This is a genomic window from Microbacterium sp. AG157, from assembly GCF_003385695.1.
GTDB lineage: Bacteria > Actinomycetota > Actinomycetes > Actinomycetales > Microbacteriaceae > Microbacterium > Microbacterium testaceum.
This window is the reverse complement of the sequence record NZ_QRDK01000004.1, coordinates 279,986-294,628: the sequence shown is the minus strand read 5'-3', so window position 1 is coordinate 294,628 and position 14,643 is coordinate 279,986. Positions and strand designations below refer to the sequence as shown.

General features: G+C 69.3%; 14 protein-coding genes and 2 tRNA genes. 9 read left to right on the top strand and 7 right to left on the bottom strand.

The genetic code is table 11. The annotated features are described in order from the left end of the window. Positions 1 to 59 precede the first annotated feature (59 nt). Positions 60 to 2,609 carry an aminopeptidase N gene (gene pepN / locus DEU35_RS14165; RefSeq protein WP_116239881.1) on the bottom strand — a complete coding sequence of 850 codons (2,550 nt, stop codon included), beginning with the start codon at positions 2,607 to 2,609 and terminating at the stop codon, positions 60 to 62. A 127-nt stretch (positions 2,610 to 2,736) separates the two neighbouring features. Here pepN and DEU35_RS14160 point away from each other — a divergent pair, with 127 nt between their 5' ends. From DEU35_RS14160 to DEU35_RS14140, 5 genes are all read left to right on the top strand, one after another. Then, entirely contained in the window at positions 2,737 to 3,924 is a 1,188-nt protein-coding gene (locus tag DEU35_RS14160) for a ferrochelatase (protein WP_116239880.1), read from the top strand. Between the two features lie 89 nt (positions 3,925 to 4,013). Continuing rightward, a complete protein-coding gene (locus DEU35_RS14155) occupies positions 4,014 to 4,556 on the top strand; it encodes a ribose-5-phosphate isomerase (protein ID WP_103209067.1) in 543 nt (180 codons plus the stop codon). Continuing rightward, on the top strand, positions 4,556 to 5,548 hold the full coding sequence (locus tag DEU35_RS14150) for an Fpg/Nei family DNA glycosylase (protein ID WP_116239879.1): 993 nt from the start codon (positions 4,556 to 4,558) through the stop codon (positions 5,546 to 5,548). The genes DEU35_RS14155 and DEU35_RS14150 overlap by 1 nt, the downstream gene beginning before the upstream one ends. Before the next feature lie 143 nt (positions 5,549 to 5,691). After that, positions 5,692 to 6,318: an FMN-binding negative transcriptional regulator gene (locus DEU35_RS14145; protein WP_180993456.1), complete on the top strand. Its 627-nt coding sequence runs from the start codon at positions 5,692 to 5,694 to the stop codon at positions 6,316 to 6,318. Beyond that, entirely contained in the window at positions 6,315 to 7,808 is a 1,494-nt protein-coding gene (locus DEU35_RS14140) for an amidohydrolase (protein ID WP_116239878.1), read from the top strand. Before DEU35_RS14145 ends, DEU35_RS14140 begins: the two co-directional genes overlap by 4 nt. Before the next feature lie 200 nt (positions 7,809 to 8,008). Here the strand turns inward: DEU35_RS14140 and DEU35_RS14135 are convergent, their stop codons facing one another. From DEU35_RS14135 to DEU35_RS14115, 5 genes are all read right to left on the bottom strand, one after another. Further along, entirely contained in the window at positions 8,009 to 8,494 is a 486-nt protein-coding gene (locus DEU35_RS14135; RefSeq protein ID WP_056231037.1) for a Dps family protein, read from the bottom strand. Positions 8,495 to 8,604: 110 nt separating this feature from the next. Then, entirely contained in the window at positions 8,605 to 9,825 is a 1,221-nt protein-coding gene (locus DEU35_RS14130) for a signal peptidase I (RefSeq protein ID WP_116239877.1), read from the bottom strand. Next, the gene (locus DEU35_RS14125) at positions 9,813 to 10,304 is read right to left on the bottom strand and encodes a hypothetical protein (protein WP_116239876.1); all 492 of its coding nucleotides are present in this window, start codon (positions 10,302 to 10,304) and stop codon (positions 9,813 to 9,815) included. The genes DEU35_RS14130 and DEU35_RS14125 overlap by 13 nt, the downstream gene beginning before the upstream one ends. Beyond that, a complete protein-coding gene (locus DEU35_RS14120) occupies positions 10,301 to 10,822 on the bottom strand; it encodes a hypothetical protein (protein ID WP_103209077.1) in 522 nt (173 codons plus the stop codon). Before DEU35_RS14120 ends, DEU35_RS14125 begins: the two co-directional genes overlap by 4 nt. Positions 10,823 to 10,832: 10 nt before the next feature. Then, positions 10,833 to 11,426 (bottom strand): alternate-type signal peptide domain-containing protein, encoded by a 594-nt coding sequence (locus DEU35_RS14115; RefSeq protein ID WP_103209079.1) that lies wholly within the window; start codon positions 11,424 to 11,426, stop codon positions 10,833 to 10,835. Between the two features lie 149 nt (positions 11,427 to 11,575). Between DEU35_RS14115 and DEU35_RS14110 the strand changes: the two genes are divergently transcribed. Continuing rightward, complete coding sequence (locus DEU35_RS14110; RefSeq protein ID WP_116239875.1) at positions 11,576 to 12,154, top strand: gamma carbonic anhydrase family protein; 579 nt, start codon at positions 11,576 to 11,578, stop codon at positions 12,152 to 12,154. Between the two features lie 10 nt (positions 12,155 to 12,164). Further along, complete coding sequence (locus DEU35_RS14105) at positions 12,165 to 12,524, top strand: hypothetical protein (RefSeq protein WP_116239874.1); 360 nt, start codon at positions 12,165 to 12,167, stop codon at positions 12,522 to 12,524. 98 nt (positions 12,525 to 12,622) lie between these two features. Here the strand turns inward: DEU35_RS14105 and DEU35_RS14100 are convergent. Then, positions 12,623 to 12,696: transfer RNA gene (locus tag DEU35_RS14100), tRNA-Gly, on the bottom strand. A 193-nt stretch (positions 12,697 to 12,889) separates the two neighbouring features. Here DEU35_RS14100 and DEU35_RS14095 point away from each other — a divergent pair. Continuing rightward, positions 12,890 to 12,963 (top strand) — tRNA-Pro (locus DEU35_RS14095). 73 nt (positions 12,964 to 13,036) lie between these two features. Continuing rightward, positions 13,037 to 14,545, top strand: coding sequence for a trigger factor (tig, locus tag DEU35_RS14090; RefSeq protein WP_116239873.1), 1,509 nt, complete (start codon positions 13,037 to 13,039; stop codon positions 14,543 to 14,545). Positions 14,546 to 14,643: the final 98 nt, after the last annotated feature.

Genomic DNA, 14,643 nt, shown 5'->3' with positions numbered 1-14,643 from the left:
CCCGAGAACGACGAATGCCCCCTCCCCGGAGGGAGAGGGCATTCGATCGGGGCGGACGCTCAGGCTGCGTCGCGCTCCTGCACGGCCAGCGCGCGCTCGACACCGGCGAGGTTCTCACCGACGAGGCGACGCAGCGCGGGCGCGGCGTCGGCGTTCTGCGACAGCCATGCGCGTGTCGCGTCACGCAGCGCCGTGTTCGCCAGCGCGGCCGGGTACAGCCCGACGATCAGGTAGTTCGCGATCTGGTAGCTGCGCGACTCCCAGATGGGCAGCAGCATCGCGAAGTACGGCTCGACGAAATCGGCGAGCACATCGACCGTCGCCGGGTTCGTGAAGCCGGCGGCCGTCGAGCGAACGATCGTGTTGGGGGCGTCGGTGCGCTCGATGAGCGAGTCCCATGCCTCCTGCTTCGCCGCGTGCGAGGGCAGCGACGCCTTGGCCATGGCCGCGAACTCGCCGCCCTTGGCGGTGTTGTCGGCCGCGCGGGCTTCGTCGATGTCCACGGCGGTGACCACACCAGCGGAGGCGAGCGAGACCAGCAGCTGCCACGACAGGTCGGTGTCGATCTCGAGCCCCTCGAGCGTCGCGTCGCCGTCGCGCAGGGCCCGGACCGTCTCTGCGTGCGCCGGGGTCGCGGCAGCCGAGGCGAAGGCCGTGACGAACTGCAGCTGGCTGTCGCTGCCGGCCTCCGCCGACTGCGCGAGCGCCCAGAGTCCGTCGGCGACGCGCTCGCGCGCGGCCTCGCGATTCGCCGGGGCGACGTACGAGTTCGCCGCGAGCTGCAGCTGACCGAGGGTCGTGCGCACGGTGGTCGACTCGGTCTCGGAGCCGATGTTCTGCAGGACGAGGTCGAGGTAATCGGTCGCGGAGGCCTCGGCATCCCGCGTCTGATCCCACGCCGCACCCCAGACGAGCGAGCGCGCGAGGGGGTCGGAGATGTCCTTCAGGTGCGCGATGGCCGTGGCAAGCGAACGCTCGTCGAGGCGGATCTTCGCGTACGCGAGGTCGTCGTCGTTGAGCAGGACGAGGTCGGGACGACGGATGCCACGGAGCTCAGCGACCTCGGTACGGTCGCCGTCGACGTCGATCTCGACGCGGTGCACGCGCTCGAGGGCGCCCGCATCGTTCAGCGAGTAGAAGCCGACACCCAGGCGGTGCGGTCGGATGGTGGGGTAGTCGGCCGGAGCGGTCTGCACGATGGCGAAGCGCGTGATCGTTCCGTCGGCGCCTTCTTCGATGAGCGGGGTCAGGGTGTTGACGCCGGCGGTCTCGAGCCACTTCTTGGCCCAGTCGCCCAGGTCGCGACCGCTGGTGGCCTCGAGCTCGACGAGCAGGTCGCCGACCTCGGTGTTCGACCACTGGTGCTTCTGGAAGTACGCCGCGACACCGGCGAAGAACTGCTCGATGCCCACCCAGGCGGCGAGCTGCTTGAGCACCGAGCCGCCCTTGGCGTAGGTGATGCCGTCGAAGTTGACCTGCACGTCTTCGAGATCGTTGATCTCGGCGACGACCGGGTGGGTCGAGGGCAACTGGTCCTGACGGTAGGCCCAGGTCTTCTCCATCGCGTTGAAGGTCGTCCAGGCGGCCTCCCACTCGGTGGCTTCGGCGGTCGCGATGGTCGACGCCCACTCGGCGAACGATTCGTTCAGCCAGAGGTCGTTCCACCACTTCATCGTGACGAGGTCGCCGAACCACATGTGGGCCAGCTCGTGCAGGATCGTGACGACGCGGCGTTCCTTGACGGCGTCGGTCACCTTGCTGCGGAAGACGTACGTCTCGGTGAAGGTCACCGCACCCGCGTTCTCCATGGCGCCCGCGTTGAACTCGGGGACGAAGAGCTGGTCGTACTTGGCGAAGGGGTACGGGAAACCGAACTTCTCCTCGAAGTACGCGAAGCCCTGACGGGTCTTCTCGAAGACGTAGTCGGCATCGAGGTACTGCCAGAGGCTCTTGCGAGCGAACACACCGAGCGGGATGACGCGGCCGTCGGCGCTGGTCAGCTCGCTGTAGGTGGCTTCGTAGGGGCCGGCGACGAGAGCCGTGATGTACGAGGAGATGCGCGGGGTCGCGGGGAAATCCCAGCGGGCGGTGTCGTCGGTCACGGGAACCGGCTCCGGGGTGGGGGAGTTGGAGACGACCTTCCACCGAGCGGGCGCCGTGACCGAGAAGGTGAATTCGGCCTTGAGATCGGGCTGCTCGAACACCGTGTACATGCGGCGCGAGTCGGGCACCTCGAACTGCGAGTAGAGATAGACCTCGCCGTCGACGGGGTCGACGAAGCGGTGCAAGCCCTCACCGGTGTTGGTGTACTCGCAGTCGGCCTCGACGACGAGCTCGTTCTGCGCGGCCAGGTCGTCGAGCGCGATACGCGAGTCGGCGAAGACCGCGGCGGGATCGAGCGAGCGACCGTTGAGCGTCACCGAGTGCACTGTCCGTGCGATGAGGTCGATGAAGGTCGAGGACCCCTCGGTGGAGGCGAAGGACACGACGGTCCGCGAGGAGAAGGTCTCGTCTCCGCGGGTGAGGTCGAGCTGCACGTCGTAGGAGTGCGTGTCGACGATCGCGCGGCGCTCCTGCGCTTCGAGGCGGGTGAGGTTCTCTCCTGGCACTGGCGTACTCCCGGGGATCTGGGTGGAATTGTCGCGGGTGACGCGGTTGACGTCGCTGACAACCGTATAAGCCTAGTAGCGAGATATCTCGCGTCCGGGCTCGTCGGGCAGGTGGGAGGATGTCATCGTGAGCACGACCGACACGGATATCAGCCCCGAGACCGTCCTCTACGCGTCGCCCGCCGCGGCGTCCGGGCCCAAGTGGGTCGAGACGCCGGTGGCGTACGACGGCATCCTCCTCGCCGGCTTCGGCGGGCCCGAGGGCCAGGACGACGTCATCCCGTTCCTGCGCAACGTCACGCGCGGTCGCGGCATCCCCGACGAGCGCCTCGAAGAGGTCGCGCACCACTACCGCCACTTCGGCGGGGTGAGCCCAATCAATCAGCACAACCGCGAGCTCAAAGCGGCCCTGGAGGCCGAGATCGCCAAGCGCGGACTGGGGCTCCCGGTGTACTGGGGCAACCGCAATTGGTCGCCGTATCTCGAAGAGGCCGTGACCGAGGCAGCAGCAGCGGGGGACACGACTCTTCTGGCGATCGCCACGAGCGCCTACAGCTCGTTCTCGAGCTGCCGCCAATACCGCGAGGACTACGCGCGCGTGCTCGAGGCCACCGGTCTCGGCGAGACGGTCACCATCGACAAGGTCCGCCAGTTCTTCGACCACCCCGGCTTCGTCACCACGTTCGTGCGTGGAGTGACGGATGCCGTTTCGGCGTACGTCGCCGAGGGGATCGCGCCCGAGAAGATCCGTGTGCTGTTCTCGACGCACTCGATCCCCACGGCGGACGCGCAGCGCTCCGGCCCCCGTGATGTCGACTTCGGCGAGGGCGGAGCGTACGAGGCGCAGCACAAGGCCGTCGCCGCGTTCGTCATGGCCGAGGTCGCCGCGGCCGTCGCCGATGTGGAGTGGGAGCTGGTCTACCAGTCGCGTTCGGGTCCGCCGACGCAGCCCTGGCTCGAGCCGGATGTCAACGACGTGATCGCGGAGCTGCCGGGCCGCGGCGCCGAGGCCGTCGTCATCGTTCCGCTCGGGTTCGTCAGCGACCACATGGAGGTGCTCTGGGACCTCGACACCGAGGCCATGGAGGCCGCCGATGAGGCCGGTATCCGCGCGGTGCGCACGCCGACCCCGGGTATCGACCCGGCGTACGTCTCGGGCCTGATCGACCTCGTGGAAGAGCGTCTGAAGGGCACGCCGAAGTCGGAGCGCCCGCACCTCACCGACCTCGGTCCCTGGTACGACGTCTGCCGCCCCGGATGCTGCGAGAACATCCGTGCCGGTTTCAAGCCCGTCGCCGCGGGGCTGCGCCCCTGACCATCCTCGACGCCGCCCGTTCCTTTCGAGGAGCGGGCGGCGTCGTCATGTCCGCCCGCGATGTCGGACGGTCTCAATAGACTTGCCGCATGCGCATCCACATCGGCACCGATCACGCCGGTCTCGAGTTCTCCACCCAGATCCAGCACCACCTGGCCGAGCAGGGCCACGAGGTCGTCGACCACGGTCCGATCGAGTACGACGCCCTCGACGACTACCCCTCGTTCTGCATCCGCGCCGCCCAGGCGGTCGTCCGCGACCAGGCCGCGGGCGTCGAGGCCCTCGGTGTCGTCTTCGGCGGTTCGGGCAACGGCGAGCAGATCGCCGCGAACAAGGTGCTCGGGGTGCGCGCCGCGCTCGTCTGGAACATCTCCACCGCAGAGCTCGCCCGCGAGCACAACGACGCGAACGTCATCTCGATCGGTGCGCGCCAGCACACCTTCGGTGAGGCCGCGTCGTTCATCGACCGTTTCATCGCCACCCCCTTCTCGGGCGAAGAGCGCCATGCGCGCCGTATCGGCCAGCTCGCCGCGTACGAGCAAGACGGAGTGCTGCTCCCCGACCCCCGCGCCGGGCACACGCGCAACACGATGAGCGACGCCAGCGACTCGTTCGACCCCGAGGCAGGCTGATGCCCGAAGGGCATTCCGTCCACCGCATCGCGCGCCAGTTCGAGCGCAACATCGTGGGCCGCACAGTCTCGGCATCCAGTCCGCAGGGGCGTTTCGTCGAGGGCGCACAGGTGATCGACGGCCGCGAGGCCCTCGAGGTGCGAGCCGTCGCGAAGCAGATGTTCCTGCGATTCGACGGCGACGTGTGGCTGCGCGTGCACCTCGGCATGTACGGGGCGTGGGACTTCTCGGGCGAGGTGGTCGTCGACGCCACGATCGCCTCGGCGAACGGGCGCATGGGCCAGACCAATCAGCGCGGCACCGTGCTCGACGACGGGCCGATCATGGATGCCGCGGGCGAGAACTCCCTGACATCGATCGGCGCCCCGCGGCGCGCTCGGGTGCGCATGTCGGAGCAGACGACGGGGCTCGAGGAGCAGAACGAGTGGCCCCCGCCAATCGTCGGTGCGGTGCGACTGCGCCTGCTGACCGAGACGACGTGTGCCGATCTGCGTGGACCCACGGCCTGTGCGCTGCAGACGCCCGACGAGGTGGCGGCGACGATCGCCAAACTCGGACCCGACCCGTTGGTCGACGATCTCGCCGAGGGCGAGGAGCAGTTCACGGCGACCGTGCGCAAGAAGCCCACCGCGATCGGCCTGCTGCTCATGGACCAGTCGGTCGTGAGCGGAATCGGCAACGTCTACCGCGCCGAACTGCTGTTCCGGGCGCGGCAGAATCCGCACACGCCCGGCCGCGAGGTGCCGGAAGAGGTCGTGCGCGGCCTCTGGCGCGACTGGGCGCGACTGCTCCCGATCGGCGTCGAGACCGGCCAGATGATGACCATGGACGACCTCGATCCCGAGGCGTACCGTCGGGCGATGGCCCATCGAGACGACCGGCACTGGGTCTACCACCGCGAAGGACTGCCCTGCCGCGTGTGCGGAACGGCGATCGTGATGGAGGAGGCCGCCGGGCGCAAGCTGTACTGGTGCCCGAAGTGCCAGGCGTGAGTGCGTGGGTTCCGGTCCCTTCGACAGGGTCTGAGACCCGAGCGGTTCGCGCGGGGCTCCGGTCCGTCGACGGGCTCGGCGACCGGGGCCGGAGGCGGCTGAGCCTGTCGAAGCCGCGAGGCGGCGCGTTCTAGGCTGATCCGGTGCGTCAGAATCCGAGCTTCGCGATGACCGACGTCGGTGAGATCCGCCGTCTCATCGACCTCAACCCGTGGGTGACCCTCATCAGTCAGACCGACGACGGCCTCATCGCGTCGCACTACGCGGTCATGCTCGATGACACCCGCGACGACCTCACGATCGTGGGTCATGTCGGCAGGCCCGACGACGCGATCCTCGGTCTCGGCGACCGGGAACTGCTCGTCGTCGTTCAGGGCCCGCACGGCTACATCACGCCGCGATGGTACGGGGACGTCCCGGCCGTGCCGACATGGAATTTCGTGGCGGCGCACCTCAGCGGCATCCCGGAACTGCTCTCTCCGGAGGAGAATCTGCGGGTACTCGAGCGCCTGGTCGAGCATTTCGAGGGTCACGGTGACGACGCGAGAGGGCTGTACGCCCTGCCCAACGACGCCGCCTTCGTCGAGAGGCTCGAACGCGGGACCGTGGGGTTCCGTCTCACGCCGACGCGCGTGACGGCGAAGCGCAAGCTCAGCCAGAACCGCTCCGCGGAGGTCGTCGACACGATCATCGAGGGTCTGACCGCCGAGGGGCGTCACGAGCTCTCCGCCGAGATGCGTCGCGCGGCCGACGCGCGGGTCCGCCCGTGATCGGCGAGAACGTCGGGTTCGTCCGCGCGGTGCGTGTCGCCGGGCCCGGACGCGAATTCCTCCCGACGTCCGAACCGGTCGACATCGTCATCGCCGACGGACGGATCGTCGACATCGCGCCGACCGGCAACCTGCGACCCACCGGTGCCCTGATCGACGCGGAGGGCGGATGGCTCCTCCCCGGGCTCTGGGACCACCACGTGCACGTGCTCCAGTGGGCCCTCGCGGCGGATCGTGTGCCCCTCGGCGAGGTGGCGAGCGCCCACGACGCCGCAACGATCATGGCGCTCGCCCCCGAGTCCGACGGCCGCCGTGTGGGTTCCGGATTCCGTGACGGGCTCTGGTCCGACGTGCCGAGCCTCGAGCTGCTGGATGCCACCACCGCGGGCGTCCCGACCTACCTGATCAACGCCGACGTGCACAGCGTGTGGATGAACACGGCGGCCTTCCGGCGCGAGGGTTTCGAGCCCGTGGCATCCGGGATGCTCGTCGAAGAGGACGCGTTCGAGATCTCGCGCCGTTTGAACGCCGTCGACGCCGCCGTCGCCGATGCCGCGGTGGAGCGCATGGCCCGCACGGCCGCGGCACGCGGGGTCGTGGGCCTCGTCGACCTCGACATGACCTGGAACGACGAGCCCTGGCAGCGGCGAGCGGCGCGCGGTTTCGACACCCTGCGCATCTCGTACGGCACGTACCCGCAAGATCTGGACCGGGCCATCGCCGAGGGCCTGCGCACCGGCGATTCCGTGAGGGGTTCGTCGAACGGTCTCGTGCGGGTCGGGCCGCTCAAAGTGATCACCGACGGCTCGCTGGGCACCCGCACGGCGGCGTGCGCCCACCACTATCCGGGCGACACCGGCAACCACGGGTTGCTGACCGTCCCGCCGGAGGAGCTCATCGAGATGATGACGCGGGCGACGGCGGCCGGATTGGAATGCGCGATCCACGCCATCGGCGACGTGGCGAACGCGCACGCGCTCGACGCGTACGCCCTCACCGGCGCGGTGGGCACCATCGAGCACGCGCAGCTCGTGGCGCACGCCGACATTCCTCGCTTCGCCCGTCTGGGGGTCGCCGCGAGCGTGCAGCCCGAGCACGCGCTCGACGATCGGGACATGACGGATGCCATCTGGGCCGAGCAATCCGCACAGCCCTATCCGCTGCGGGCCTTGGCCGACAGCGGCGCCAACCTCCGCTTCGGTTCCGACGCGCCGGTAGCGCCCCTCGATCCCTGGGCCGCGATGGCCTCGGCGGTGTTCCGCACGCGCGACGGACGCGACGCGTGGCACCCGCATCAGCGGATCGACATCGACACCGCGATCACCGCCTCGACGGCGGGTGGATCGACCGCACCCGCGGAGATTTCACCGGGCGCCGTCGCCGATCTCGTCATCGTGGGGGCCGACCCGCTGACCGCCGACGAGCGTGGACTGCGCGCGATGCCCGTCCGCGCGACGCTCCTGGCCGGTCGTGTGACGCACGGCGCCTGACGCGCGGCGCGGAAACACCATCTCGGCTTCGCGTGAGAGGTCGGGATGTGTCACAGGGAGCGGCGCTCGGCGACAGAGAGTGACCCCTCACGCGCGCGGCGGGCGGCAGGGCCCACGAGGCGGCGGACGGGACAGGACGATCCACGCCCGAGAAGGACGAAGGGGGCGGTGCCGAAGCACCGCCCCCTTCGAGGAATGTCTTACGCGGCGAGGTGCGCGAAGAGGAACCAGCGGTCCTTGTCGAGGCCGCGCTTGATCTCGATCGCCACGTCCTGGCTCGACATGTCGATCTCGTCGAGACCCTCGATGGCGGCTTCGATGTCGACGAGGACCGCGTCGATGTCGGCGATCACGGCACGGATGACCACGTCGGACTGTGCGAAACCGGCCGGCACCTCGGTGGCCTTCGCCTTTGCGGCGACCGTCGACAGGCGCGAGTCGATGGGAAGACCCAGGGCCACGATGCGCTCGGCGGCCAGGTCGGCCCACTCCTGCGCGTGCGCGACCACCGAGTCGAGCAGCTCGTGCACACCGATGAAGTTGGCGCCGCGGACGTGCCAGTGCGCCTGCTTGCCGTTGACGACAAGCGCCTCGAGGCCGATGACGACGGGGGAGAGGAACTGCGCCGTGCCGGCGGCCATGGTCGGGTCGACGGTGGTGGCGGCGGGGGTCTGGACGGTGCTCATGTGTGCTCCTTAGGCGACGTTCGAAGTCTCGTTGAATGCAACGCTACTCACGTGGGAGCATTCCGCAAGCAAGATGAGGCTCGGCTAAATCCCTGGTGAATAGGCAATCCTCACCTTCCTTGGTCGCGTCTCAGTCCCAGGGCGAGACCGAGGGTCACCACCGCGGCGGCCCCGGCGACGAGCATGCCCCAGGGTGTGGAGCGGATGCCGGTCCACGCGAGCGCTCCTCCGGTCCGGGACGGGGCCGCGAGGGTCGGACCGGGCTCCCCGATCACGGGGTCGGTCCCTGTCGCGTCCGTGAGCTGGACGACGGGAGTCACGACGGCGTCAGCGTTGCGCGAGATGTTGCCGGATGCGGCATCCATTCTCACTCCGAGGTCGACGCGGAGCGTGTCACCCGGCGCGATCACCGAGCTCACCCACTGGTCCCCCTGTGGCACCGGGGTCGAGGCCACGATCAGGGTGAGAGAGCGCGCGAACGACGTGTCGACGGGGTCCGTGTCGACGGGGGCGGTATCGAGGCGCAGCCCCGCCCGCGCCGGATCGGGACTCGCGTTTCGGATCCAGAGGGTGGAGGTGAGCGTGCCGCCCGGAACGATGCGGTCCGGCTGGTCGAACAGACGCACCGCTCCGTCGGAGACGAAGCGCGCCCCATCGTCGCTCACGAGCAGCCGGGTGGATGACGCCGACGCGGGAGTCGGCATGAGCAAGGGGACGGATGCCATCACGAGGATCAGAGTGAATGCCGTGGTCGCTCTGCGGTGGCGATGCGAACGGACGAGATCGAAGATGAGCAGCACCAGGCCGTAGCCGACGACCGCGACACCGACCGCCGCGATGACGATCCCGCGCTCCTGGCCCCCGAAGACGACCCCCGGGTAACCGAGATAGGGCACCGCGAAGACCACCGTCCCGCGAAGTTGCTCGCTCTGCACCGGTGGATCGTCGGCGTCGTTGGCGTCTCCTCGGGTGATCAACAGCCGCGCGCCACCGGTGCTGCTGGTCGTGCCCACGACGCGGTGCGTGACCACGGCGGGCTCACCCGAGCGCAGCTGATAAGTCACGACGTCCCCGACCCGGACGTCGTCGATCGACGACGGGCGAACCGCGATCAACGTCCCCGGTGGCATGCCGGGTTGCATGCTCGCGGTCAGAACGGTGTACGTCTGCGCGCCGAGGAGCAGAGGGATCACCACGGTGATCAGGGCGAAGAGCGACACCGCGACGAGAACGATGCTGCCCACGATGGCGCGCGCCCGAGTCCACCCCGGCCGCTCCGGCGGCGAAGCGGTGGAGCCGGGAGTGCGGGGATCCTCGATCAGCTCTGACACTTGACGCCCCCGAGCAGTCCGCCGACCACACTGGAGAGGACGATCGGCTGCCCGTTACTGGGCGGTGACGTCCAATTTCGGGTGACGGCGGTGACGGTGATCACCACACTGCCATCGTCGAGCAGCGCCCTCACCACCGACGACAGGAGCGATGTCAGCACCGAGCCGGTCACATCGATCGTCGTCGCGGTCACGCCCGTGGCGACCACCTGGTTGGCGCCGTTCGCCGAGTTCGTGGCGGTGACGGTGTACGACGTCGCATCGGTGACCGGGGACCATGAGATCTGCGCGTACGACGACACACCGAGCACCGCCGGTTTCGACGTGCACGTCGTGACGGGCGCCGCGAGCGCGGACGTACTGAGCGAGAACGCCGGCGCGGAGGTGGTCGCACGCCAGGCGGCCGCGGCGGCGGTGGGCACGGTGAGCGCCAGGGCCAGGGCGGCGGCGAGGGCGACGATCGCGAGGCGACGGCTCATGACGTCGCCTGATCGACGGTGACGGTGATCTGCGGGGTGAGAGCGGTCGCCTGGGTCGTCGACGGAGCGCTCGCGTCGAGAGTGACGCGCAGGCACAGGTCCACCGATGCTCCGAGTGCATATCCGCCGGCTGGCGCGAACCCACCCGCGGGGAGGGGGGTGCCGGTCCCGCAGGCGCCGACGAACACCTGCGTCGAGACGTACGGCGCGAGCGAGGTCGACACGGACGCCGTGGCGTTCACTCGCCAGCGCAACGTGTCGCCCGAGCCGGTCGCACTCACGCGCAGGGCTGCGGTGTCGCTGGAGCGCCCCGGCACGAGCGGTTGCCACGCACTCCAGCTTCCCGTCCAGCTCGCGGTCGCTCCGAGCGAGCCCGTCGAGCTCACCCCGGCAGTGAGCGGGCGGCGGTCCGACCAGACGGCGTGTGCCGCCACGGTACCGGGGCCCAGCACGAGCGCCGCGACGAGGACCGCGGTCCACCGGACGCGCCGTGGAACGCGATCGTCGCGACGGTGCATGGGTCGTCCCTCAGCTGGAGGCCTGGGTCAGCGAGAACGCGAGCTGGTTGAGGTCCACGGGGGTGTTCACGCCCACGAGGTTGGGGGTCGTCGAATCGAAGGTGACCGTGACGGTGGCCGTCAGGGTTCCGGCCGTGGCGGGAGTCACGCGATAGGTGTTCGTCCCCGTCTGCGCGCCCAGGCCGGTGATGTTCACAGCGACCTTCACGTACGGGGCTGCGGGACCCGTGACGAAGCTGGCGCCCTGGGTGACCGCGAGGTCGGCGGCCAGGGTGTCGCCGACGAGGGTGACGGTCACCGGCTGCGTGAGCGTGAGGACGTCGCCGGGGACGATCTTGACGTTGGTGAGGTTCGAAACCGACGTCGCCTGCCCGAGGACGCCCTTGAGGCTCCAGGAGCCCGTGCCGAGCGACAGGGCGAGGTTTCCGGAGCTCACGGTCCCCGCGGTCAACGCGGTCTGCGTAGTCCAGAATGCGTATGTTCCGCCCCCGCCGAGAAGCAGGGCGGTGCCGGCCGCGATCGCGAGAATCGCCTTGGTGCGGCGGTGTCGCCGGGCCGGGCGCTCGGCGCGGATGCGGGCAGCTGGTGCGGTCGACTGCGACATGAGGTCTCCAAGGGCGATGCGGCTGTGGTGGGACCGAAACTACGAGTCGTGGTCGTGATCGCCGCTACTGATCCGCAGGCCGGAGCTACGGTGTTTGCCCGCGCTCGGTAGTGCCCCAGCGCTTCTCGGTAGCGGCTAGCCTCGGGCTCATGCCGATCGCGCCCGACGCCTCTGTTCTCGCCCTCAGTGGAGCCGCCCCGAGCGTGCACGACACCGCGTTCGTGGCGTCCGGTGCGCGCATCATCGGAGATGTCACTCTCGGCGAACGGGCCAGCGTCTGGTACAACGCCGTCGTGCGCGGCGACAGCGCGCGCATCGTCCTCGGCGCACGCAGCAATCTGCAGGACAACGTGTCGGTCCACGTCGATGCCGGGCGTCCGGTCACGATCGGAACCGACGTGTCGGTCGGTCACAATGCCGTCGTGCACGGCTGCACGATCGGTGACGGCTCGTTGATCGGTATGGGCAGCGTCGTCCTGTCAGGCGCCGAGATCGGTCCTGGATGCCTGATCGCCGGGGGAGCGGTCGTGCTCGAGGGCACCGTCATTCCCGAGGGGTCGCTGGTCGCGGGTGTCCCCGCGAAGGTGAGGCGTGCGCTCACGCCGGAGGAGCGGGCGAAGATCCTCCGCAACGCGCAGACGTACCTCGCGCACGTCGAGCGCCACGGCTCGGCACGCCAGATTCAGGATGCCGCAGCCCCGGCGGAACGAGACCGCTCGGGCGCGTGACACTGCGCGCATGCACATCACCTCGCTCGCCCCGAATGAGATCTTCGTCTTCGGTTCGAACTCCTCGGGGGCGCACGGCGGGGGCGCGGCGCGGTTCGCGATGGACCGCTTCGGCGCGATCTGGGGTCAGGGCGAAGGCCTGCAGGGACAGTCGTACGGGATCGACACGATGTCGGGACTCGAGGTGTTCGAGCAGCAGGCGCGGCGCTTCGTCGCCTTCGCCGCGGAGCATGCCGAGTTGAGCTTCCTCGTGACCGAGGTGGGCTGCGGCATCGCCGGGTACCGACCCGCGCAGGTCGCGAGCTTCTTCGCGGGCGCGAGCGACAACCTGGTTCTGCCGGAGTCGTTCGCGAGGGAGCTCGACCCCTGAACCGACGTCGGCAGCGGCCGAACCCGAGCGCATTGCCGACGAGGCGCAGGCCGTCGGGCAGTGATGCGCGATGCGATGGGATCGGCTCGAACAGAAGGTGGAGGGGCTGACGAGAATCGAACTCGCATCATCTGTTTGGAAGACAGAGGCTTTACCACTAAGCTACAGCCCCGAATTTCCGCGGATTTCGGAGGAACCGGGAAGTCGGACGACACCCACTCTACGACACCTCGAGGCGCCTCGCGAACGCGGGGAGTCGGCATCCATCGGCCCTCTCGCGCAAGAGCGGCGGCGAAATCGGTGCAGCCAGGCCGATCGACTAGACTTTCAGCGGTCGTTTCGTCGGCGCGTACCGCGCGCCGCCCCGGGGCGTAGCTCAGCTTGGTAGAGCGCCCGCTTTGGGAGCGGGAGGCCGCAGGTTCAAATCCTGTCGCCCCGACGTCACGGCCCCACAGACCACAGGCCTAGCCGGCCCCCGCGTGCGCGCGGGCCACACGAGGAGAACGAACCGCATGGTCAACAGCACCGTCGAGAAGCTCAGCCCCACCCGGGTCAAGCTCCACATCACGGTTTCGCCCGACGAGCTCAAGCCGAGCATCGCCCACGCCTACGAGCACATCGCCCGCGACGTGCAGATTCCCGGCTTCCGCAAGGGCAAGGTGCCCGCGCCGATCATCGACCAGCGCATGGGCCGCGGCGCCGTCATCGAGCACGCCGTCAACGAGGGCCTGGACGGCTTCTACCGCGAGGCCGTCGAGGCCAACGAGCTGCGCGTGATCGGCCGCCCCAACGCCGAGATCGTCGAGCTCCCCGAGCTGAAGGACTTCTCCGGCGACCTCATCGTCGACGTCGAGGTCGACGTGCGTCCCGAGTTCGACCTGCCCGCCTACGACTCGATCACGGTGACGGTCGACGCCGCCGAGGTCGACGAGGTCGGCATCGACGCCGAGCTCGACCGCCTGCGCGCCCGCTTCGGCACGCTCATCACGGTCGACCGTCCCGCCAAGACCGGTGACTTCGTCGAGCTCGATCTCGTCGCCACCATCGACGGCAACGAGATCGACCGCGCCGAGGGCGTCTCGTACGAGATCGGCTCGGGCGAACTGCTCGAGGGCATCGACGAGGCCATCGAGTCGCTCACGGCCGACGAGCAGACCACGTTCCGCTCGAAGCTGGTCGGCGGCGAGCACGCTGGCGAGGAGGCCGAGGTCTCGGTCACCATCACCGCCGTCAAGGAGCGCGAGCTTCCCGAGGCCGACGACGACTTCGCTCAGATGGCGTCGGAGTTCGACACCATCGCCGAGCTCCGCGAGTCGCTCAGCGAGCGCGTGTCGCAGCAGTCCGTCTTCACGCAGGGCTCCGCCGCGCGCGACAAGTTCATCGAGGCGCTCCTCGAGGCCGTCGAGATCCCTGTTCCGCCGCAGCTCATCGAAGACGAGGTGCACCAGCACCTCGAGGGCGAGAACCGCCTCGAAGACGATGAGCACCGCGCCGAGGTCACCGAGGCGAGCGAGAAGCAGTTCCGCACGCAGATGGTTCTCGACAAGATCGCCGAAGACGCCAACGTCCAGGTGTCGCAGGACGAGCTGACCCAGTACCTCATCCAGTCGGCTGCGCAGTACAACATGGCGCCGCAGGACTTCGTCAACGCCCTGCAGCAGGGCAACCAGCTGCCCGCGCTCGTCGGTGAGGTCGCCCGCAACAAGGCCCTGGCCATCGCGCTCGGCAAGGTCACCGTGGTCGACACCGAGGGCAAGCCCGTCGACCTGACCGGCTTCGTCGCCGTCGAGGGCGAAGAGCCCGTCGAGGGCGACGACGACGAGGAGGCCGCCGAGGCTCCCGCCGCCGAGGAAGCCCCCGTCAAGGCTCCGGCCAAGAAGCGCGCGCCCGCCAAGAAGAAGGCGACGGAGGAGCCCGCCGCTGACGAGGCTCCCGCCGACGAGGCGCCCGCGAAGGCTCCGGCCAAGAAGCGCGCGCCCGCGAAGAAGAAGGCCGATGACGAGGCCGCAGACAGCGAGTAAGTCGAGACGAGGGGGCGGATGCCGTGGCATCCGCCCCCTTTTCCGTTCCCGGATGCCGCGCACGCCGCTGCGGCGTGTCGAGTGTCCAGAACACCCGG

Coding starts and splice junctions, on each gene's coding strand:
- tig (WP_116239873.1), top strand. CDS start 13,037: ATGGTCAACAGCACCGTCGAGAAGCTCAGCCCCACCCGGGTCAAGCTC.
- DEU35_RS14105 (WP_116239874.1), top strand. CDS start 12,165: ATGCACATCACCTCGCTCGCCCCGAATGAGATCTTCGTCTTCGGTTCG.
- DEU35_RS14110 (WP_116239875.1), top strand. CDS start 11,576: ATGCCGATCGCGCCCGACGCCTCTGTTCTCGCCCTCAGTGGAGCCGCC.
- DEU35_RS14115 (WP_103209079.1), bottom strand. CDS start 11,426: ATGTCGCAGTCGACCGCACCAGCTGCCCGCATCCGCGCCGAGCGCCCG.
- DEU35_RS14150 (WP_116239879.1), top strand. CDS start 4,556: ATGCCCGAAGGGCATTCCGTCCACCGCATCGCGCGCCAGTTCGAGCGC.
- DEU35_RS14125 (WP_116239876.1), bottom strand. CDS start 10,304: ATGAGCCGTCGCCTCGCGATCGTCGCCCTCGCCGCCGCCCTGGCCCTG.
- DEU35_RS14135 (WP_056231037.1), bottom strand. CDS start 8,494: ATGAGCACCGTCCAGACCCCCGCCGCCACCACCGTCGACCCGACCATG.
- DEU35_RS14120 (WP_103209077.1), bottom strand. CDS start 10,822: ATGCACCGTCGCGACGATCGCGTTCCACGGCGCGTCCGGTGGACCGCG.
- DEU35_RS14155 (WP_103209067.1), top strand. CDS start 4,014: ATGCGCATCCACATCGGCACCGATCACGCCGGTCTCGAGTTCTCCACC.